This is a genomic window from Achromobacter sp. 18P8.1.1 (assembly GCF_057799415.1).
In genome coordinates, this window is record NZ_JBYOKH010000008.1 from 19,489 (window position 1) to 38,063 (window position 18,575).

18 protein-coding genes are annotated in these 18,575 nt (G+C 65.1%); 9 read left to right on the forward strand and 9 right to left on the reverse strand.

Annotation, left to right across the window (positions count from 1 at the left end; translation table 11 throughout):
• Positions 1-50: 50 nt before the first annotated feature.
• Positions 51-509, reverse strand: coding sequence for an HU family DNA-binding protein (locus AC27VE_RS07835; protein WP_006223514.1), 459 nt, complete (start codon positions 507-509; stop codon positions 51-53).
• Positions 510-867: 358 nt separating this feature from the next.
• Here AC27VE_RS07835 and AC27VE_RS07840 point away from each other — a divergent pair, with 358 nt between their 5' ends.
• The 4 genes from AC27VE_RS07840 to AC27VE_RS07855 all read left to right on the forward strand — a co-directional run bounded on the left by AC27VE_RS07840 (position 868) and on the right by AC27VE_RS07855 (position 5,460).
• A complete protein-coding gene (locus AC27VE_RS07840; protein WP_427958449.1) occupies positions 868-2,022 on the forward strand; it encodes a D-alanyl-D-alanine carboxypeptidase family protein in 1,155 nt (384 codons plus the stop codon).
• A gap of 39 nt (positions 2,023-2,061) precedes the next feature.
• A complete protein-coding gene (locus tag AC27VE_RS07845) occupies positions 2,062-2,610 on the forward strand; it encodes a hemerythrin domain-containing protein (protein WP_488703500.1) in 549 nt (182 codons plus the stop codon).
• An 82-nt stretch (positions 2,611-2,692) separates the two neighbouring features.
• A complete protein-coding gene (locus tag AC27VE_RS07850; RefSeq protein WP_488703501.1) occupies positions 2,693-3,565 on the forward strand; it encodes a phosphonopyruvate hydrolase in 873 nt (290 codons plus the stop codon).
• Positions 3,566-3,708: 143 nt separating this feature from the next.
• Positions 3,709-5,460, forward strand: coding sequence for a SulP family inorganic anion transporter (locus AC27VE_RS07855; protein WP_427958446.1), 1,752 nt, complete (start codon positions 3,709-3,711; stop codon positions 5,458-5,460).
• Between the two features lie 22 nt (positions 5,461-5,482).
• Here the strand turns inward: AC27VE_RS07855 and AC27VE_RS07860 are convergent, their stop codons facing one another.
• From AC27VE_RS07860 to AC27VE_RS07885, 6 genes are all read right to left on the reverse strand, one after another.
• On the reverse strand, positions 5,483-6,241 hold the full coding sequence (locus AC27VE_RS07860; protein WP_427958445.1) for an ABC transporter ATP-binding protein: 759 nt from the start codon (positions 6,239-6,241) through the stop codon (positions 5,483-5,485).
• A complete protein-coding gene (locus tag AC27VE_RS07865) occupies positions 6,238-8,115 on the reverse strand; it encodes an ABC transporter permease (protein ID WP_427958444.1) in 1,878 nt (625 codons plus the stop codon). The genes AC27VE_RS07860 and AC27VE_RS07865 overlap by 4 nt, the downstream gene beginning before the upstream one ends.
• Positions 8,115-9,344: an ABC transporter substrate-binding protein gene (locus tag AC27VE_RS07870; protein ID WP_006223507.1), complete on the reverse strand. Its 1,230-nt coding sequence runs from the start codon at positions 9,342-9,344 to the stop codon at positions 8,115-8,117. The genes AC27VE_RS07865 and AC27VE_RS07870 overlap by 1 nt, the downstream gene beginning before the upstream one ends.
• Before the next feature lie 188 nt (positions 9,345-9,532).
• Positions 9,533-9,700 (reverse strand): 50S ribosomal protein L33, encoded by a 168-nt coding sequence (rpmG, locus tag AC27VE_RS07875; RefSeq protein ID WP_003810296.1) that lies wholly within the window; start codon positions 9,698-9,700, stop codon positions 9,533-9,535.
• A 37-nt stretch (positions 9,701-9,737) separates the two neighbouring features.
• Complete coding sequence (gene rpmB, locus AC27VE_RS07880) at positions 9,738-9,974, reverse strand: 50S ribosomal protein L28 (RefSeq protein ID WP_006223506.1); 237 nt, start codon at positions 9,972-9,974, stop codon at positions 9,738-9,740.
• Between the two features lie 347 nt (positions 9,975-10,321).
• Positions 10,322-11,470 carry a Bcr/CflA family multidrug efflux MFS transporter gene (locus tag AC27VE_RS07885; RefSeq protein WP_088590852.1) on the reverse strand — a complete coding sequence of 383 codons (1,149 nt, stop codon included), beginning with the start codon at positions 11,468-11,470 and terminating at the stop codon, positions 10,322-10,324.
• Positions 11,471-11,677: 207 nt separating this feature from the next.
• On the opposite strand from AC27VE_RS07885, the gene AC27VE_RS07890 reads away from it, so the two are divergent.
• From AC27VE_RS07890 to AC27VE_RS07910, 5 genes are all read left to right on the forward strand, one after another.
• The gene (locus AC27VE_RS07890; protein WP_085946891.1) at positions 11,678-12,946 is read left to right on the forward strand and encodes a class I SAM-dependent methyltransferase; all 1,269 of its coding nucleotides are present in this window, start codon (positions 11,678-11,680) and stop codon (positions 12,944-12,946) included.
• A 523-nt stretch (positions 12,947-13,469) separates the two neighbouring features.
• Entirely contained in the window at positions 13,470-14,471 is a 1,002-nt protein-coding gene (locus AC27VE_RS07895) for an ABC transporter substrate-binding protein (protein ID WP_006223503.1), read from the forward strand.
• 295 nt (positions 14,472-14,766) lie between these two features.
• Entirely contained in the window at positions 14,767-15,624 is an 858-nt protein-coding gene (locus tag AC27VE_RS07900) for an ABC transporter permease (RefSeq protein WP_006223502.1), read from the forward strand.
• Positions 15,621-16,877 carry a quaternary amine ABC transporter ATP-binding protein gene (locus AC27VE_RS07905; RefSeq protein WP_488703502.1) on the forward strand — a complete coding sequence of 419 codons (1,257 nt, stop codon included), beginning with the start codon at positions 15,621-15,623 and terminating at the stop codon, positions 16,875-16,877. Before AC27VE_RS07900 ends, AC27VE_RS07905 begins: the two co-directional genes overlap by 4 nt.
• 139 nt (positions 16,878-17,016) lie before the next feature.
• Positions 17,017-17,391 (forward strand): tautomerase family protein, encoded by a 375-nt coding sequence (locus tag AC27VE_RS07910; protein WP_488703503.1) that lies wholly within the window; start codon positions 17,017-17,019, stop codon positions 17,389-17,391.
• A gap of 24 nt (positions 17,392-17,415) precedes the next feature.
• On the opposite strand, the gene AC27VE_RS07915 is transcribed toward AC27VE_RS07910, so the two are convergent.
• Entirely contained in the window at positions 17,416-18,045 is a 630-nt protein-coding gene (locus AC27VE_RS07915; protein WP_488703504.1) for a Rossmann-fold NAD(P)-binding domain-containing protein, read from the reverse strand.
• 19 nt (positions 18,046-18,064) lie between these two features.
• The gene (locus AC27VE_RS07920; protein ID WP_088590856.1) at positions 18,065-18,487 is read right to left on the reverse strand and encodes a GreA/GreB family elongation factor; all 423 of its coding nucleotides are present in this window, start codon (positions 18,485-18,487) and stop codon (positions 18,065-18,067) included.
• Between the last annotated feature and the right edge of the window lie 88 nt (positions 18,488-18,575).

Below are 18,575 nucleotides of genomic sequence, written 5' to 3' on the forward strand. Positions count from 1 at the left end.
CCGCCTCTTTCGAGGCGGGCCCTTCCGGCTTGACCGGATACTCGCGCGAATTACTGCGCGGCGTCCTTCAGCTTCTTGAGCGGGCGAACCTTCACCTTGACCGAAGCCGGCTTGGCGGGGAACCAGCGCTCGACGCCAGTGAACGGATCCTTGCCGAAGCGCTTGGCCTTGGCCGGAACCTTCTGCACGGCAACCTTGAACAGGCCGGGCAGCGTGAATTCGCCAGCGCCCTTCTTGTCCACGGAACCCAGCACCGAGGTTTCCAGGCTGGCCAGGACGGCCTTGACGGCCTTGGCTTCAACGCCGGATTGCTCAACGATGTAAGCAACCAGTTGGGTCTTGTTCAGGGCAGCCTTGATGGCCTTGGGTGCAGCAGCGACCTTCTTGGCGGCGACGGCCTTCTTTGCTGCGGGCTTCACAGCGGGTTTGGCGGCGGTTGCCTTCTTTGCGGGCGCCTTGACGGCGGGCTTGGTGACTTTCTTGGCAGGAGCTTTTGCTTTCGTGGCCATGGTCAAAATCCGTAGTTGAGGACATGGAGCAGCGCGGGCCGGATATCGGCTTTGAACGCTACGCGCCCGATGATAGCGGAAGACTTGAAGTTCTTGCGGCTTTCTAACGGGTTTTAAGCCACTGTTTGTTGTTTTCGACGCAGAAAGTGCTTCCTGCAAGGGCTTCTGCAATAGGTCGTGACATTCGAGGCCTATTTTTGCGGAACATCGCAGCACTGAACCATTGGCGCGGCGCGTGTTCCAATTGCGTGCGGCGCGCGGGGATATTGTTGAACGCCGGCTTGCTGGCCAAGCCGATTGGCGATCGTTCCCGCGCGGGAACAACCCAAGCATGGATCGAAGCTCTTATATGTTGTTGATGAAAAAGTTTGCAGCGGGCCTGCTCGTTGCCGCGGCGTGCGTGTCCGGCGCGATGGCGCAATCGATGCCGCAGCCGGTGCTCTCGGCCAAAGCCTGGCTGCTGCTGGACGAGACGAGCGGTCAGGTGATCGCGTCGCACGCGGCCACCACGCGGATCGAACCGGCGTCGCTGACCAAGATCATGACCGCCTACGTCGTGTTCGAGGCGCTGAATAAGAAGGAAGTCACGCCCGGCCAACTGGTCGTGATTTCGACGCGTGCCTGGAAAGTGCCGGCGGGCAGCTCCAAGATGTTCCTGGAGCCGGGCTCCAAGGTGTCGGTGGACGAGTTGCTGCGAGGCCTGATGATCCAATCGGGCAATGACGCGGCCATTGCGCTGGCCGAGGCGGTGTCGGGCAGCGTCGAGGCCTTTGTGGCGCGGATGAACGACACCGCCGCCAGGCTGGGATTGCACGCGACGCATTTCGCCAGCCCCCATGGCCTGCCGGATCCGGGCACCTATTCCACGGCCAGCGACCTGTCCATCCTGGCCACGCGCTTCATCCGCGACTACCCCCAGCTTTACAAGACCTACGATTCCGCCAAGCAATTCACGTTCAACAAGATCACCCAACCGAACCGCAATCGGCTGCTGTGGCTGGACCCCAGCGTGGACGGCTTGAAGACGGGCCATACGGAATCCGCCGGCTACTGCATCGTGGCGACGGCGCGCCGGCCCAATGGCGCCGACCAACGCCGCCTGATCACAGTGGTGGTGGGCACGGCGTCCGACAAATTGCGCACCCAGGAAAGCCGCGAGTTGCTGGAGTGGGGGTTTCAGGGATTCAATACCATCAAGCTGTATGCGCGCGGCCAGGCCGTGGCCACGCCTGAAGTCTGGAAGGGCGAAAGCGACAGCCTGAAGGCCGGGTTTTCGCGGGACGCCTATGTGACCGTGCCTGCAGGCGCCAAGGTGGAGCCCGTGTGGACGCCGCAGGAGCCGCTGGTGGCGCCGATTGCGGCCCAGGACACCGTGGGCGCGTTGCGGGTGCTGGTGGACGGCAAGCCGTCCATGCAGTTCCCGGTGGTGGCGCTGGAGCCGGTGGCGGAGGCGGGGTTCGCGGGACGCGCGTGGGACTCCGTCCGGTTGTGGTGGCGCGGCCATTCGAGTTGATCCGGGCATGCGCGGCGGGTAATGACAAGGAGGTGTGCGATGGCAGTGAGCTTTCCTGGAGGTCCGGCGGCGGCGCCGGGGCCGGATGATCCGCTGGCGCTGCTGTCCGCCTGCCATGGGCGGATTGCGCGCCAATGCGCCACCTTGACGCGCCTGGCGGCGCATCTGTCCGCGCAGGGTAGCGACGCGGCTGCGCAGACGGCCGCCGCCAGCGTGGCGCGCTATTTCGATACCGCCGCAGCGCACCATCACGAAGACGAGGAAGCGGATCTTTTTCCGGCCTTGATCGAGTCCATGGCGGGGTCCGATGCGGGCTGCCTGCACGCGCTGGTGCAGGGACTGGTGGCCGAACATCGGCGCTTGGCGGACCTGTGGACGCCGCTGCGCGAGGTGTTGTCCGAGATCGCAGCCGGGCGGCCTGTCGCCTTGCCGGCGGCGCAGGTGCAAGCGTTCACCGAGGCCTATGCCGCGCATATCCAGCGTGAAGAGGACGAGCTGCTGCCGATGGCGGCGCGTTTGATTTCCGACGATGCGCTGGCCGATATCGGGCAGGCCATGAAGGCGCGGCGCGGCGGCGGCGCGAGCTGACCCGCCACGCCAAGGCGGCGGCAAATGGCGCTACGATGCCTCTAGCCGGCGCATCGGGCGCTGGAATCTACGCATTCACGCCATGAGCCGCCACCGCGCATTCCGCCAGAAATTGCAGGGTCCCCTTTTGATGCACGCCATGTCGGCGCATAACCCGATGTCGGCCCGTCTGGCGGCGGACGCGGGGTTCGATGCGATCTGGGGCAGCGGTTTTGAACTCTCGGCAAGCTATGCGGTACCCGACGCCAGCATTCTTTCCGCGTCGCAGCATCTGGACATGATGCGGGCCATTGCGGCCACGGTCGAGGTGCCGGTCATCGCGGACATCGACACGGGATTCGGCAACGCCGTCAACGTGTCGTACATGCTGCCGCAATACGAAGCGGCCGGCGTGTCGGCGGTGGTGATGGAAGACAAGACCTTTCCCAAAGACACCAGCCTGCGCGCGGACGGCCGGCAGGAACTGGTGCGCGTGGAGGAATTCCAGGGCAAGGTCGAAGCGGCCTGCGCGGCGCGGCGCGATCCGGATTTCTGCGTGATCGCCCGCACCGAGGCCCTGATCGCGGGCCTGGGCCAGGAAGAGGCGTTGGCCCGTGCGCATGCCTACGAATCGGCGGGCGCCGATGCCATCCTGATCCATTCCAAGCAAACCACGCCCGACGAGATCGTGCGCTTTGCGCAGGCCTGGACGGGGCGCGTGCCGCTGGTGCTGGTGCCCACCGCGTATCCGCAGTTGCGGGAATCGGATATCCAGGCGCTGGGCAAGGTGGGGCTGGTGATCTACGGCAACCACGCCATCCGCGCGGCCGTCGGTGCGATGCGTGACGTCTTCGCCCGCATCCGCCAGGATGGCGGCATCTATGGGGTGGACGCCGGTTTGCCGACGGTGAAAGAAATCATCGCGCTGCAGGGCGACGCCCGCATGCGCGAACTGGAACGCCGCTATCTGAAATGAGGCTGACAGCGGCGCGTTGCGCCCGCCGGGGCGAGCGATTACGCTAGGCGGCCTTGTTCCGCATGGATGCACGCGCGGACGAGAAAACCATAAAAGGGGAATAGGACAGGATGACGCAGGGGGCTAGAAATCTGGCGGGCCGCATGTTTGGCTCATGGGTCAATGACGTCAACAAGCTGACCCTGCGCGCCGACTTGTCTGCGGGCTTGCTGGGCGCGCTGCTGGTGCTGCCCCAAGGGGTGGCGTTCGCCATGCTGGCGGGATTGCCCGCCGAATACGGGCTGTATTCCGCCATCGTCCCCTGTATCGTCGCGGCGCTGTTCGGGTCCAGCCGCCATGTGATGTCGGGCCCGACCAACGCGAATTCGCTGGCGCTGTTCGCCGTGCTGACGCCCCTGGCCGCCGCGGGCAGTCCGGCCTATATCCAGCTGGCGCTGGCGGTGACGGTGCTGGTCGGCATCATGCAATGGCTGGTGGGCGTGCTGCGCCTGGGTTCGCTGGCGCATTTCATTTCGCCGTCGGCCCTGTTCGGTTTTACCAGCGGGGCCGCGCTGCTGATCGCGGTGCACGCCTTGAAGGACGCGCTGGGCGTGCCGTCGCCGGCCTCGCATGGGGCAGGGGCGCTGCTGGTCAGCGTGGGCACGCATCTTGGTGATGTGCACAAAGGCGCCTTGCTGGTGACGCTGGTCACGCTGGGCGTGGCGTTGTTGGTGCGCCGGCTGGACAAGCGCAAGCCCTACATGCTGCTGGGACTGGTGGCGGGGGCGCTGGCGGCTGCCGCGTTCAATAAATGGGCCGTGCCGCCGGGTGGCGTGCCGGTATCGGTCGTGGGCGCCATTGCCCAGCCCTGGCCGCCGTTTCATGTGCCCAGCGTGGATTGGCGCACGCTGCCTGATCTGCTCAGCCTGGCCTTCGCGCTGACGATCGTGGCGCTGGCGCAATCGATCTCCATCGCCAAGGCGGTGGCGACGCGCTCAGGCCAGCGCATCGACGCCAACCGGGAATTCACGGGGCAGGGGCTGTCCAACATCGTGGGCGGTTTCTTCTCTTGCTACCTGTCCTGCGGGTCGCTGAACCGGTCTATCCCCAACTACGAAGCCGGCGCGAAGACGCCGCTGGCAGCCGTGTTTTCCGCGGTGTTGCTGGTGGTACTGGTGGCCTTGTCGGCGCCGTTGCTGGCAATGATTCCCAATGCGGCGATTTCGGGCCTGTTGCTGCTGGTGGCGTGGACCTTGCTGGATATTCCGCGCTGGCGCCAACTGATCCGGATGCAGCCGGGCGAGTGCGCGATTGCCGGCGCCACGCTGGCCGCCACGGTCACCATCCGCATGGAAGTCGCGATTCTTCTGGGCACGGTGTTGTCGTTGATGGCGTATCTGCACCGCACCTCGCGGCCGGCGATGCGCACGATGGGCTTCGATTCCCGCGGGCTGGACCGCCGCTTCGTCGTGCTGGAGCATCAGGAGGACGCGTTGCCCGAGTGTCCGCAGTTGAAGCTGCTGCGCATGGAAGGTTCGATCTACTTCGGCGCGGCCGCGCATGTGGCCCAGCGCCTGCACGAGTTGCGCGCGGCGCCGGACGCGCCGCGCCATCTGCTGGTGATGGCCAAGAGCATGAACTTCATCGATCTGGCTGGCGCGCAGGTGTGGGAAGACGAACTGGCTGCGCGGCGTGCGATGGGGGGCGACTTGTATTTCCACCGGCCGCGGCCCGAAGTGCTGGACATGTGGCGCCGCACGGGCTTTCTGGAGCGCCTGGGCGCTGATCACATTTTCCCGGACAAGGCCACGGCGCTGCACACCATCTACGCCAAGCTGGACCCGGCGATCTGCGCGGGATGCAAGGCCCGGATTTTCTGGGAATGCCAGCCTCAAAACCCGCAAAGCGAGCACTGACGCCCCCGCCGGCGCGCCGGTTTCAGGGGGCTTCCGTGCCCAGGTAGGCGGCGCGCACGCGAGGGTCCGCCGCAATGGCGGCGGGTTCGCCTTCGGCCATCAGGGCGCCGCGCACCAGGACGGCGATGCGGTCTGCGTGCTTGAACACCACGTCCAGGCTGTGTTCCGTGAACAGCACGGCAATGCGTTGCGTGTCGGCCAGTTGGCGCGTCAGCCGCATCAGCGCATGCCGCTCGTTGGTGGCCATGCCGGCCGTGGGTTCGTCCATCAGCAGCAAGCGCGGCTGGTGCGCCAGCGCCATCGCCAGTTCCACCCGTTTGACGTCGCCATACGCCAGCGTGCCGCAGGCGGCCTCGGCCTTGTCTGCCATTTGCACTTGCGACAGCAAGGCCATGGCTTCCTCGACGGCATGGCGGGCGGCGCGGCGCCAGGGATTGAACAGCAAGCGATCGCGCGACAGCAGGGCCGTCTGCACGTTTTCGCACACGGTCATGGAGCGGAAGGTGGCGGCCGTCTGGAAGGTGCGGCCCACGCCCAGCCTGCAGATCTTGCCGGCGGACAGGCCCACCAGTTCGCGGCCGTCCAGGCGGACGGATCCGGAATCGGGGCGCAGTTGCCCACCCAGCACGTTAAAGCAGGTGGATTTGCCGGCGCCATTCGGGCCGATCAGCGCCAGCATCCTGCCCGCTTCCAGCGTGAAGGAAACGCCGGCCAGCGCGTCGATGCCACCGAACGATTTGCGCAGCGCGTCGACCTGGAGCAAGGCATTTACCGAGGTCATGCGCGCCTCCTGCCCAAGCGTGCGGCTGCGCCGGCCAGGCCTTCGGGAAACGCCATCACCAGCGCCAGAATGGCCAGGCCCAGCACAGCGTGCCAGTACTCGGTGCTGCGCGCCGCCACGTCCTGCAGCCAGGTGTAGGCGGCGGCGCCCACCAATGGCCCCGCCAGCGTCTGCAGGCCGCCCAAGAGCACCATGACCAGCCCGTCGACCGAGCGGCTGACGGCCAGCACGTCGGGCGCGATGCTGCCCTTGGAAAACGCGTAGAGCGATCCGGCCAGCCCGGCCGCGAAGGATGCGGCGACAAAGCCTGCCCATTGCACGCGCCGGGTCTCCATGCCGAGCGCTTCGGCGCGCATCGAGGAATCGCGCACGCCGCGCAATGCGTAGCCCAGCGGTGAAAACGCCAGGCGGCGCAGCCAGGCGATGCCTGCCGCGGAGAGCGCCAGCGTCAGGTAATAGAACCAGGGGCCCTGCGCCAGCCAGGACGACGGCCAAACGCCGATGAGGCCGTTGCTGCCGCCCGTCACGTCATCCCATTGGTAGGCGAGTGCCCAGAGGATCTGTGCCACGGCGAGTGTCAGCATTGCCAGGTACACGCCGGACAGCCGCACGCAGAACCAGCCGAACAGCAGCGCGCCGAAGGCGGCGGCGAAAGGACCCAGCAGCAGTGCGGCCTCCATCGGCACGGCGGCCAGTTTCAGCAGCAGCGCGGCGCCATAGGCGCCCAGGCCGAACCAGGCGGCGTGGCCGAACGAGGTCATGCCGGCGAGCCCCGTCAGAAAGTGCAGGCTGGCCGCAAACAGCGCGGCGATGAGGATCTCGGTCATCAGGATGCCCAGATATGGCCAGTACAGCGCGGCGACGGGAACCAGCGCCAGCAAGGCCAGCAGCAAGCCGTAGGCCAGGCGCAGGCGACGCCCCGCGGGGGCGATGGGGCGTTCCGGCGCGCCCGCGTGCGAGGCGGGCGCCGGCGGCTTGCCCAGCAGGCCCCAGGGCCGCACCACCAGCACCACGGCCATCACCGCAAATTCGGCCAAGAGCGTCAGCTTGGACAGGTTGAACAGCCAGGGCCCGATCTGGACTTGGCCCAGGAACACGAACACGGCTTTGACCGAGCAGATGAGAAGTGCGGCGAGGAACGCGCCGGGTATCGACCCCAGGCCGCCCACCACCACCACCACGAAGGCGCTGGCGATGATTTCCAGGTCCAGGCCCAGGGTGGCGGGCACCCGAGGTGCGGCCAATGCGCCGCCCAGGCCGGCCAGGAACGCCCCCAGCGTGAAGGCGGAAGTGAACAGCCAGGCCTGGTTCACGCCCAGCGCGGCCAACATGCTGCGGTTTTCAGCGGCGGCACGCAGCAACCGGCCCCAGCGCGTGCGCATCAGCAGCAGCCATAGCAGGCCCAGTACCACCGGGCCGGCGGCGATCAGCAGCAGGTCGTATTGTGGATAGCGCCGGCCCAGGATCTGCACGGCGCCGGACAGGCCGGGGGCGCGCGCAGCAAACAGGTCTTCCGGGCCCCAGATCGCCAACGCGGCGTCGCCGATAATGAGCACCAGGGCGAACGTGGCCAGCAGTTGGAACAGCTCGGGCGCCTGGTACAGGCGCTTTAGCACCAGCCATTCGGCGGCCGCCCCGATCAGGCCGGTAGCCAGCGCGGCCAGCAGCAAGCCGGCCCAGTAACCGGCGCCGTCGCCGAAATACGTGGTGAACGTCCAGGCCAGGTAGATGCCCAGCATGTAGAACGAACCGTGCGCGAAATTCACCACGCGGGTCACGCCGAAAATCAGCGACAGGCCCGCGGCAACCAGGAACAACGCGCTGGCGTCCGCCAGGCCGTTAAGCAGCTGCGACAGCAGCCCGGACAGGCTCATCAGTGCGCCGGACGCATCTTGCGGACCTGTTCGTCAGGCGGCTGCAAGCGCGCGCCGTCGATGTAGGCGAAGTCCTTCATGATGCCCTTGCCGTCTTCCACGGCCGTCACGCCCACGTAGACGCCCATCGTCGATTGATGGTCGATCTTGCGGTATTGGATCTGCCCATAGGGCGTGTCCACCTTCAGGCCGGCGAAGGCGTCGACCAGCTTTTCGGTGTCGACCTCGCCCGCGGCCTTCAGGCCCTGGGCGATGGACATCAGCGATGCATAGCCCACCACCGAGCCCACTTTGGGCGTTTCGTTGTAGCGCTTCTTGTAGGCGTCGACGAAGGCGTTATTGGCGGGGGTATCGATGGCGTACCAGGGGTAGCCGGTAACGATCCAGCCCGTCGGCGTGTCGGCGCCCAGCGGTTCCAGGTATTCCGGTTCGCCTGATAGCACCGACACGACTGCGCGGTTTTCGAACAGGCCACGCGTGTTGCCTTCGCGCACGAATCGGGTCAGGTCGGCAGCAAACAGCACGTTGAAGATGGCGTCGGGCTTGGCGTCGGCCAAGGCCTGCACCACGGCGCCGGCATCCACCTTGCCCAGCGGCACGGCTTGTTCCGCCACGAATTCCACGTCGGACTGGAATGACTTCATCATGGCCTTGAACGTGGCCACGGCGGACTGCCCGTACTCGTAGTTGGGGTACACGATGGCCCAGCGCTTCTTGCGCAAGGCCAGCGCCTTGGGCGCCAGCGCGGCTACGTGCATCCAGGTGGAAGGCCGCAATCGGTAGGTGTAGCGGTTGCCTTCCTGCCAGGTGATCTTGTCGGTCAGCGGCTCGGCGGCCAGGAAGAACACCTGCTGCTGCTTGGCGAAGTCGGTCAGGGCCAGCCCGGTGTTGGACAGGAAGCCGCCGAACAGCAGTTCGACCTTTTCGCGTGCCAGCAGTTCCTGCGCAGCACGCACGGAATCACCGGGGTTACCGTTGTCGTCGCGGGAGATGACTTCCAGTTTCCGGCCCAGCACGCCGCCTTCGGCGTTGACCTGCTCAAGCGCCAGCTGCCAGCCCTTCTTGTAGGGGCCCAGGAAGGCGGGGATGGCCTTGTAGCTGTTGATCTCGCCGATGCGGATCGGCGGTTCCTTGTCTTTGGCGACGGCTACGGCGACCGGAGTCAGCGCCAGGGCCAGGAGCGCGGGCGCAACGGCGCGGCGCAGCAGGGTAAGGCTGGGACGAAGCATGGCAGGGTATCGCAGGCAAGAGAGGGATCGGGCGTCGCCGCGCGGCACGGGGCGCTGCGGGTTGCGGCCAATTGAAACACGCGCCTTTGCCAGGCGGCAATAGACGCTTCCCCCTGCTTGGGGCGGCCCGGCAATAAAAAAGCCCTGCAAGGCAGGGCTCTTTTAGACTTACCAGAAAACCGGCTGAATTACTTCAGCTTGGTTTCCTTGTAGTCAACGTGCTTGCGAGCGACCGGATCAAATTTCTTGATCAGCATCTTCTCGGGCATGTTGCGCTTGTTCTTGGTGGTCGTGTAGAAATGACCCGTGCCGGCAGTCGACTCGAGTTTGATCTTTTCGCGGATACCTTTGGCCATGTCGTGCTCCTAGTATGGTGATTGTAGGGGAGGCCGATTAGGCGATTTCGCCGCGGGCACGCATGTCGGCCAGGACGGCGTCGATGCCGTTCTTGTCGATCGTGCGGATGGCCTTGGCCGAAACACGCAGGCGGACCCAGCGGTTTTCGCTTTCAACCCAGAACCGGCGCGATTGCAGGTTCGGCAGGAAGCGACGCTTGGTCTTGTTGTTTGCGTGCGAAACATTGTTGCCCACCATCGGGCCTTTGCCGGTCACTTGGCATACGCGTGCCATGGATGCACCTCTTTATGTCGTTCTTTTCGCGCATCGCTTGGGGGGTAGACAGGGTTTTAGCCGCCGGGCTGTGTGGGAAGCGCAATGTGTTGCCTGTTGCGCTGCCTTTGCCGGCCACCCAGTCTTAGTGGATGAGGGGGATCGGGATCCGCCCGTGCTTATACCCGCTGCCTGCCACCCGCTGAAATCCTGCTAGAAATTCCTGATGAATTCCTTGACCGGATTTCTCAACGCTACGCGGTTGGGGTCAGAGTGCTGAACTACAAAGCATAGTAGTCCGGCACGGGAAACTTCTTGTGAAGACTTAGATTCTAATACGAAAAAGCCAAGCAAATCAAGCGGCCGGCTCAGTTCGTGTGCGATTGCGCGACACGGCCCGAGATCCAGGACAGGCAGGCGCAGCTGGCCAGCGTGGTCGTCAGGGGCAAGGCGCTGTCCGTTTGCCAGGCGCTGACGGCGAAACCGGCCAGCGCGCCGCAAGACAGTTGCAGTGTCCCCAATAACGCGGACGCCGCGCCCAGCCGCTTGCCCTGGTCCGACAGCGCCAGCGCCGCCGAGTTCGGGTTCACGAAGCCCTGGCTGCCCATGTAGGCGATCAGGCACAGCATCAACAGGGGCAGCGTCATCCAGCCGGCCAGCGTCAGCGCCACGGCGGCAAGGCTGGCGATGGCCAGCGAGGTCAGGGCCTTGCGCTGCAGTTGGCGGGGCTTGTAGGTGCGCAGCAGGCGGGCGCTGATCTGCGAGCAGATGATGAGCGACAGCGCGTTGGTGCCGAACAGCAGGCCGTAATACTGGGGCGGCACGCCGTACAGTTCGATGAAGACGCGCGGCGACCCGATGATGTAGGCGAACATGCCGGCCTGGCCGAATCCGCCCGCCAGGCTGTGCGCCATGAAGCCGCGATGCGCGAACAGGTCGCGGTAGTTGCGCAGGATGGTGCTCCAGCGCAGCGGCACGACGCGTTCCGGCGCCAGCGATTCCTTCATGATCTTCGCCACCGCCAGCATCAGCATGGCGCCGCCGGCCAGCATGATCCAGAACAGGCTGCGCCAAGAGGCGATCGCCAGCAATTGGCCGCCGGCAAGCGGAGCTAGTATCGGGGCCAGGCCCATGATCAGCATCAGCAGCGACATCGCGCGCGCCGCCTCATGGGTTTCATAATGGTCGCGGATGACCGCGCGGGGAATCACGATGCCGGCCGCGCCGCCCATGGCCTGCACGACGCGCCAGCCCGTCAGCGCTTCGACCGAACCCGACAGGGCGCAGCCCAGGGATGCCACCATGAACAACGCCAGCCCCACCATCAGCGGCGGCTTGCGGCCGAAGCGGTCGGCCATCGGGCCGTAGAACACCTGCGCCAGCGCCAGGCCGATCAGGTAGGCCGCCAGCGTGCGTTCGACGTCGCCGCGCGGCACGCCCAGGTTCGCCGCAATAGTCGGGAACGCGGGCAGGTACATGTCGATGGCGAAGGGGCCGATCGCCGTCAGCGCGCCCATGAGAATGAGCCAACCGGGCAGGCTGCTGCGGGAAACTGGTGATGGGGGCATGGTGGTCGCGGTAAAACGCAGAGACAGGGCGCGCATGCGTTGGATTGCACGGTTTTGCGCCAAGCCAGCGACTGTATCACGGGTAACCTGACACGCAAATTTCAGCTGTTTTCCGATACAGTCGTGAGCGTCCGTAAAGTACTCAGAGGAGAAGTCGTGAATCCTTTGCTATCTGTTGTGGAACGCAAGCTTGAGGCCTTGCCCGTCCCTGTCCAGCTGGTTTTGCCTGACGGCGCCGTGCTGGGGCCGCCCGATCCGCGCGTCCGTTTCGTGGCGCACGACAAGACGGCGCTCGCCCACCTGGCCGAAGGCGCCGTGGGCGTTCTGGGGCAGGACTATGTGGAAGGCCGCATCGACATCGAGGGCAATATGCGCGATGTGATGGCCGCGGCGTCGGCGTTGCTGCCGGGGTCGCCGGTCGATGCCGCGCGCGGCGGCTGGCTGACGGAGCTGGTCCGCAAGGTGATGTCGGTGTGGCGGCATTCCGTGGAGCGCGACGCCAAGCAGATCGAATTCCATTACGACCTGTCCGACGACTTCTACGCCCTGTGGCTGGATCCGCGCCGGGTTTATTCCTGCGCCTATTACCGCACGCCGGACATGACGCTGGCCCAGGCGCAGGAAGCCAAGCTTGATCACATCTGCCGCAAGCTGCGGCTGCACGCGGGCGAGCGCTTTCTGGACGTGGGGGCGGGGTGGGGCGGATTGCTGCTGTGGGCCGCCGAAAACTACGGCGTGGACGCCACGGGCATCACGCTGTCGCGCAACCAGCACGCGCACGTCACGAAACTGATCCAGGAAAAAGGCCTGGCCGGCCGGGTCCGCATGGAATTGCTGGACTACCGCAAGCTGGACGAATCCACGCCTTACGACAAGATCGCGTCGGTGGGCATGTTCGAGCACGTGGGCCGAGCGCAGCTTGAAGGCTATTTTGCCAAGCTGCGCCGCCTGCTCAAGCCGGGCGGCCTGATCATGAACCATGGCATCACCGCGGCCGGAGTCTATAACCCTGAGCTCGGCAACGGGATGGGCGAGTTCATCGAAAAGTACATTTTCCCCGGCGGCGAACTGACCCACATCAGTGTCGTCATGGAAGCCATGACCAATGGCGGCCTGGAAGAGGTGGACGTGGAGAACCTGCGGCCGCACTACGCACGCACCTTGTGGGCGTGGAGCGATGCGCTGGAGGCCCGTTTGCCGGAGGCCGCGCAGGTGCTGGGTGGCGAGCAGGGCGCGCGGTCGCTGCGGGCGTACCGGCTGTACCTGGCTGGCTGCGCCATGGCGTTCGAGCACGGTTGGATCGCCCTGCATCAGATCTTGGGCCAGCCCCCAGCGACCGGCCGTCCGGACGAACTCGACCATCCGGCGGACCTCTCCTATCCGTGGCGCCGCGACTATATGTATGGCGACGACGCTGGCCGCTGACGATCGCGGCGGTACCGGGCCGAGCGGGTGGACTTTTTAGCTGAACATAGGCTGAAAATGGGTCGAAAACCACGATTTCAGGGGCCCGAAACCGCGCTTTTCGGCCCTTCTGGAACACGTAGTATGTATTAATAAGAACAAAATGTTTACTGAATGTATCTGCGATTTTAAAGCACGTTTTCTTAGGAGAATTTCGTAATCCCCCTCTAGTCGATGGGGGTTATCCCGTAGCTTTTTTGCCAGGAATGTATCTGTTTTGTTCAGGCTGAGGGTTGGGCGGCGCAGCAATTTCGTTTAAGATGCTGCCTTCTTCGTTCAGTTTGTTCACTTTCTGCGGGTTTTCAAAAATCTAGTTTTTGAAGCTCCTGTCTTAGCAAGATTCCGCACCGCTTGCGGATTTTCTTGTCGCTAGTGTCGGTTTGTATTGGCGGTTCTGCCCGTCTTCCGCACAACCCCCTTAGCTCCATGGCACTTCCGGGCCAGACCCGGCGTGTGTCCCTGAACCTATGGAGGCAAAAGCCAAATGCGTTTTACCCCTGTCAAGACCCTGGCCGCCGCGGCCGTTCTGTTTGCGTTTGCCGGCGCGGCCCAAGCCGCCGACGCACCGCAATGCGAAATCAAGCGTCCGGTCAATTTCGGCGCCATGAACTGGGAATCCAACCTGGTCCTGGTTGACGTCGAACGTTTCATCATGGAAAAGGGCTACGGTTGCAAGACCGAGACCCTGCCGACGGAAACCTTGCCCGCCCTGGCCGCGCTGGAGCGCGGCGACCTGGATATCAATACCGAAATCTGGCTGAACAGCGTGGCCGATCCCTGGGATCGCGCCGAAAAGACCGGCCGCGTCAAACGCATCGGCGACCTCTACATGGGCGCCGAAGGCTGGTACATCCCTCGCTACACCGCCGAACGCCTGCCCGAACTGAAGTCCGCGGCCGATCTGCCGAAGTTCAAGGACAAGTTCAAGGACCCCGAAGAGCCCGGCAAGGGTCGCTTCTATGGCTGCCCGGCGGGTTGGGGCTGCGAGATCACCAGCAACAACCTGTTCCATGCGCTGAAGCTGGACGACAGCTACACGCTGTACTCGCCCGGCACGGGCGCGGCGCAGAAGGCGGCGCTGATGTCGGCGTACAAGCGCAAGCAGAACGTGGTCTTCTACTACTGGTCGCCCACGCCGCTCGTCGGCGCGATGGATCTCGTCAAGCTGGACATGCCGCCCTTTGACGCCGAAAAGCACAAGTGCCTGACGTCGTCCAAGTGCGCGAACCCCGAGCCCAGCGCCTATCCCGACAATCCCGTCTTCACCGCGGTGAACACCAAGTTCTCCGAAGAAGCGCCCACGCTGACCGCCTTCCTGGCCAAGGTGTCGGTGCCGCTGCCGGTGATCAATGAAACGCTGGCCCACATGGAAGAGTCTGGCGACGATTCCAGCACCGTGGCCAAGTGGTTCCTGAAGAACAAGCCCGACGTCTGGACCAAGTGGGTCCCCGCCGACGTCGCCGGGCGCGTCCAAAGCGCGCTGTAACGTATCGTGGTGCAGGCCTCGCGCCGCTTCGGCGCGTGCCGGCCCGGCCAGCAGGAAAGTCTTCCGGCTTGTCGGGCCGCCTCAAGGGAAAAAGCCCCGTGCGGGCAAGTTGCCCTGGGCTTTTTCCCCTGGGATGGCTGTTTGCCGGACGCCCGCGTCCGGACGCAAGCCGTTGGCGCCGTCCGTCCAGCCGCCTGGTTGCCTCAAAGAGGCCGCTTGGCTGCCTGGGCATCCGGTCTTTCGGACTATCCGGCGGCGACCGCCGCCGTAAGCGCCCCAGAATGGAGTCGAAACAATGTTTCCTGAAATTATTCCCGCCCGTCAGGTAAGGGCGGCGATCGACGGGTTCGTCGATCACCTGGTCACCAATTACGCGGATACGCTCGAGACCCTGTCTCAGCCGGTCCTGCACGCCTTGGTGTGGTTGGAGCAACTGCTGCGCAATTCGCCCTGGTGGGCGGTGGTCGCCGTGACCGTGGCCATCGCCTGGGGCGTCAGCCGCCGCATCGGCCTGAGCCTGGCGATGGGCGCGCTGTTGTGCGTGATCGGCGTGCTGGGCCTGTGGGACGCCGGCATGCAGACGCTGGCGCTGATGATCATGGCCGCCGGCCTGTCGGTGCTGATCGGCATTCCGCTGGGCGTGCTGATGGCGCGCGTGAACTGGCTGCGCTCCATCATGCTGCCGGTGCTGGACGTGATGCAGACCATGCCCAGCTTCGTGTACCTGATTCCGGTCGTGATGCTGTTCGGCCTGGGCAAGATCCCCGCCATCATCGCCACCGTGATCTACGCCGTGCCGCCGCTGATCCGCCTGACCGACCTGGGCATCCGCCTGGTTGATCGCGAAGTGCTGGAAGCCTCGCGCGCCTTCGGCGCCAATCCGCGCCAGCAATTGTTCGGCGTGCAGTTGCCGCTGGCCTTGCCCAACATCATGGCCGGCATCAACCAGACCACGATGATGGCGTTGTCGATGGTGGTGATCGCGTCGATGATCGGCGCACGCGGCCTGGGCTATGAAGTGTTGCTGGGGATCAACCGTCTGGAAGTGGGCCGCGGCCTGCTGGCGGGCTTGGGTATCGTGGTGCTGGCCGTGCTGTTCGACCGGATCACGCAATCGTATGGACAGCGCATGCGCATGGGAGGCCAGCGATGAGCAAGATCGAGGTCAAGAACATCTACAAGGTCTTCGGTTCGCATCCGAAGAAATGGCTGCAAGCCGCCCAGAACGGCATGAGCAAGGAACAGCTGTTGGCCGAAAGCGGCCACACGCTGGGCCTGCGCGACATCAGTCTGTCGATTGAAGAGGGCAGCATCTACGTCATCATGGGCTTGTCGGGTTCCGGCAAGTCGACGCTGATCCGCCACTTCAACCGCCTGATCGAGCCCAGCGCGGGCCACATCCTGGTCGACGGCGTGGACGTGGTGAGCCTGAACAAGCGCGATCTGGAAGTCTTCCGCCAAAAGAAGATGAGCATGGTGTTCCAGCGCTTTGGCCTGTTCCCGCACCGTACGGTGCTGGACAACGCCGCGTACGGCCTGACCGTGCAAGGCGTGGGCAAGGCGGAGCGCGAGAAGCGCGCCCGCGACTGGCTGGAGCAAGTGGGTCTGGCCGGCTTTGAAAACCAGTATCCGCATCAGTTGTCGGGCGGCATGCAGCAACGCGTGGGTTTGGCGCGCGCGTTGGCGACCGACGCTGAAATCCTGCTGATGGACGAAGCGTTCTCGGCGCTGGACCCGTTGATCCGCCGTGAAATGCAGGATCAGCTGCTGCAGTTGCAGGCCAAGCTGAACAAGACCATCGTGTTCATCACGCATGACCTGGACGAGGCCCTGCGCCTGGGCAATCGCATCGCCATCCTGAAGGACGGCGAACTGGTGCAGGAAGGCACGCCGGAAGACATCCTGCTGAACCCGGCCAATGACTACGTTCAGTCGTTCCTGCAGGACGTGAACCGCACCAAGGTGCTTAACGCCACGCACGCCGTGAATCCGGCGCGCCTGACGCTGACCATGCGTTCGCGTCCCGCGCACGCCCTCGATCGCATGCGGGCGATGGACTACCAGTATGCGCCGGTGCTGGACGGCAAGCGCCTGGCAGGCGTGCTGACGGCCAAAGCGGCCGAGGAAGCCATCCAGCAAGGCGCGCGCGACGTGTCGCGCTTTGTCGAAGATCTGGCGTCTGTGCCGGCTACGGCGGGCCTGGGTGAAGTGCTGGCGCAACTGGTGCACAGCGATCAGCCGGTTGCCGTCACGGGCGAGGACGACGAGTTCCTTGGCATGTTGTCGCGCAAGAAGGTCGTGGAGCTGGTGACCCCGGCGCTGACCGAAACCGCGGCGTCGCCGGAAGGCGCCCCAAGCGAGCTGGAAGCCCAGCCCGCTCCCGAGCACCGGGGCGAAGCGGCCTGACCGCATCAGCACCCCGATAGGGCGCCCGGCGCCCGGACTTTGCCCGCCTGCAATCGCTTGCACGCGGGCAAAGTCGCTATATGATGGCTGGCCGGTCAGTTCGGCCGGACTCCTGCTATTCGAAAAATCGGAAGCCGTCATGCCAATCTTGAATGTCCAGATCCTGCAAGGCCACTCGGCCGCCCAAAAGGCCGCGTTGCTGAAAGCCGTTTCCAACGCCGTAGTGGAAAGCATCGCCGCGCCGCTGCCCAGCGTGCGCATCGTGCTGCAGGAAGTGCCTGCTGAAAACGTGATCGTGGCCGGTGAAATCGGCAAGCGCATGGTGCGCGTGGACGCGGCGCTGATCGAAGGGCGTGACGAAGCCAAGAAAGCCGCGCTGATTGCCGCGGTGAACCAGGCCGTCTGCAGCAGCATCGATATTTCGGGCGAAGACGTGCGCGTGCTGATCCGCAACGTGCCCAAGGTGGACATGGGCGTGGCCAACGGCATCAGCGCCAAGGCCGCCGGCCGCTAAGCGGGGCGCGCCGAGCGGGGCGCGTCAGGCCAGTTGGTCGGACGTGATGACGTGCATGCCGGGCGGCGCGTTGATGGCCGCCTCGAGCATCGCCTGCGCGATTGCTTGGGCCGGGTTGATCCGCCAACGGCGCGGCAGCAGCGGGCCCAGTAGCGTCAGTGCGCCGACGGCGGCGCGTTCGCCAAGCCGGAACTCGGCGCGCCGGCCGCCGATCAATCCGGGCTGCACCAAGGTCAGCGACGCGAAGTCCAGGCCGGCCAAGTCACGTTCCAACTCGCCCTTGACCCGATTGTAGAAAAAGCGCGACGACACGTCGGCGCCGATGGCCGAGTTCAGTACATAGGCGGAAGTGCCGTGATGGCGGGCCAGCCTGGCCACGGCCAGCGGATAGTCGTGGTCGACCTTGCGGAACGCGGCTTCGGAACCTGCGGCGCGCATGGTTGTGCCCAGCGTGCAGATCACGGCGTCGGCGCGCCACCAGTCGGCGTCGTGCGGCAGGCGGTCGAAGTCGACCACGGGAGACTGCAGCTTGGGGTGCGCCGGCAGCGGGCGCCGGGCGATCGAGATCACATCCGTCACGCGCGGATCGGCCAGGGCCTGGTCCAGCACGTGGCGGCCGACCAGGCCGGTCGATCCGATCAGAAGCAGCTTCATGGAAGACTCCGGGTTGGCGTTACGCCGTGGTGTCGCCCGCCGCTTCGGGCTGATAGACGATCTCTTCGATCGTGGCGGCATGCTCGGTCTGGTTGGGGGCGGTCCAGGTGATGCGCTGGCCCTGGCGCGAGCCGATCAGGCTCAGCCCTAGCGGCGACAACACCGAAACCTGGCCTTGCGCCAGGTTCGCGTCGGCCGGATAGCACAGAGTAACGATCATTTCGTCGCCGTTGGCGTTCAGCAGGCGCATGCGCGAGCGCATCGTCACGATGTCCGGCGTGACGTCTTCAAGGGTGATGATGGGCGCGGAATCCAGAATGTCCTGCGTGGCGTCGATCGCATCGCGCGACAGGCCGGCGGCGCTGCCGGGGCGGGTGATCATGCCCAGCAGGCGGGCGTGGTCCAGGGCGGTGATCAGTTTGTCTTGCGGCAAGGCGTTCATGTCGATTCTTCTTAGACGTATGGCCCCCTCGGCAGAGACTTTTCAGGCTTGCACGGGTGGGGCGATGGAGGTAGTGACAGCGCTATCG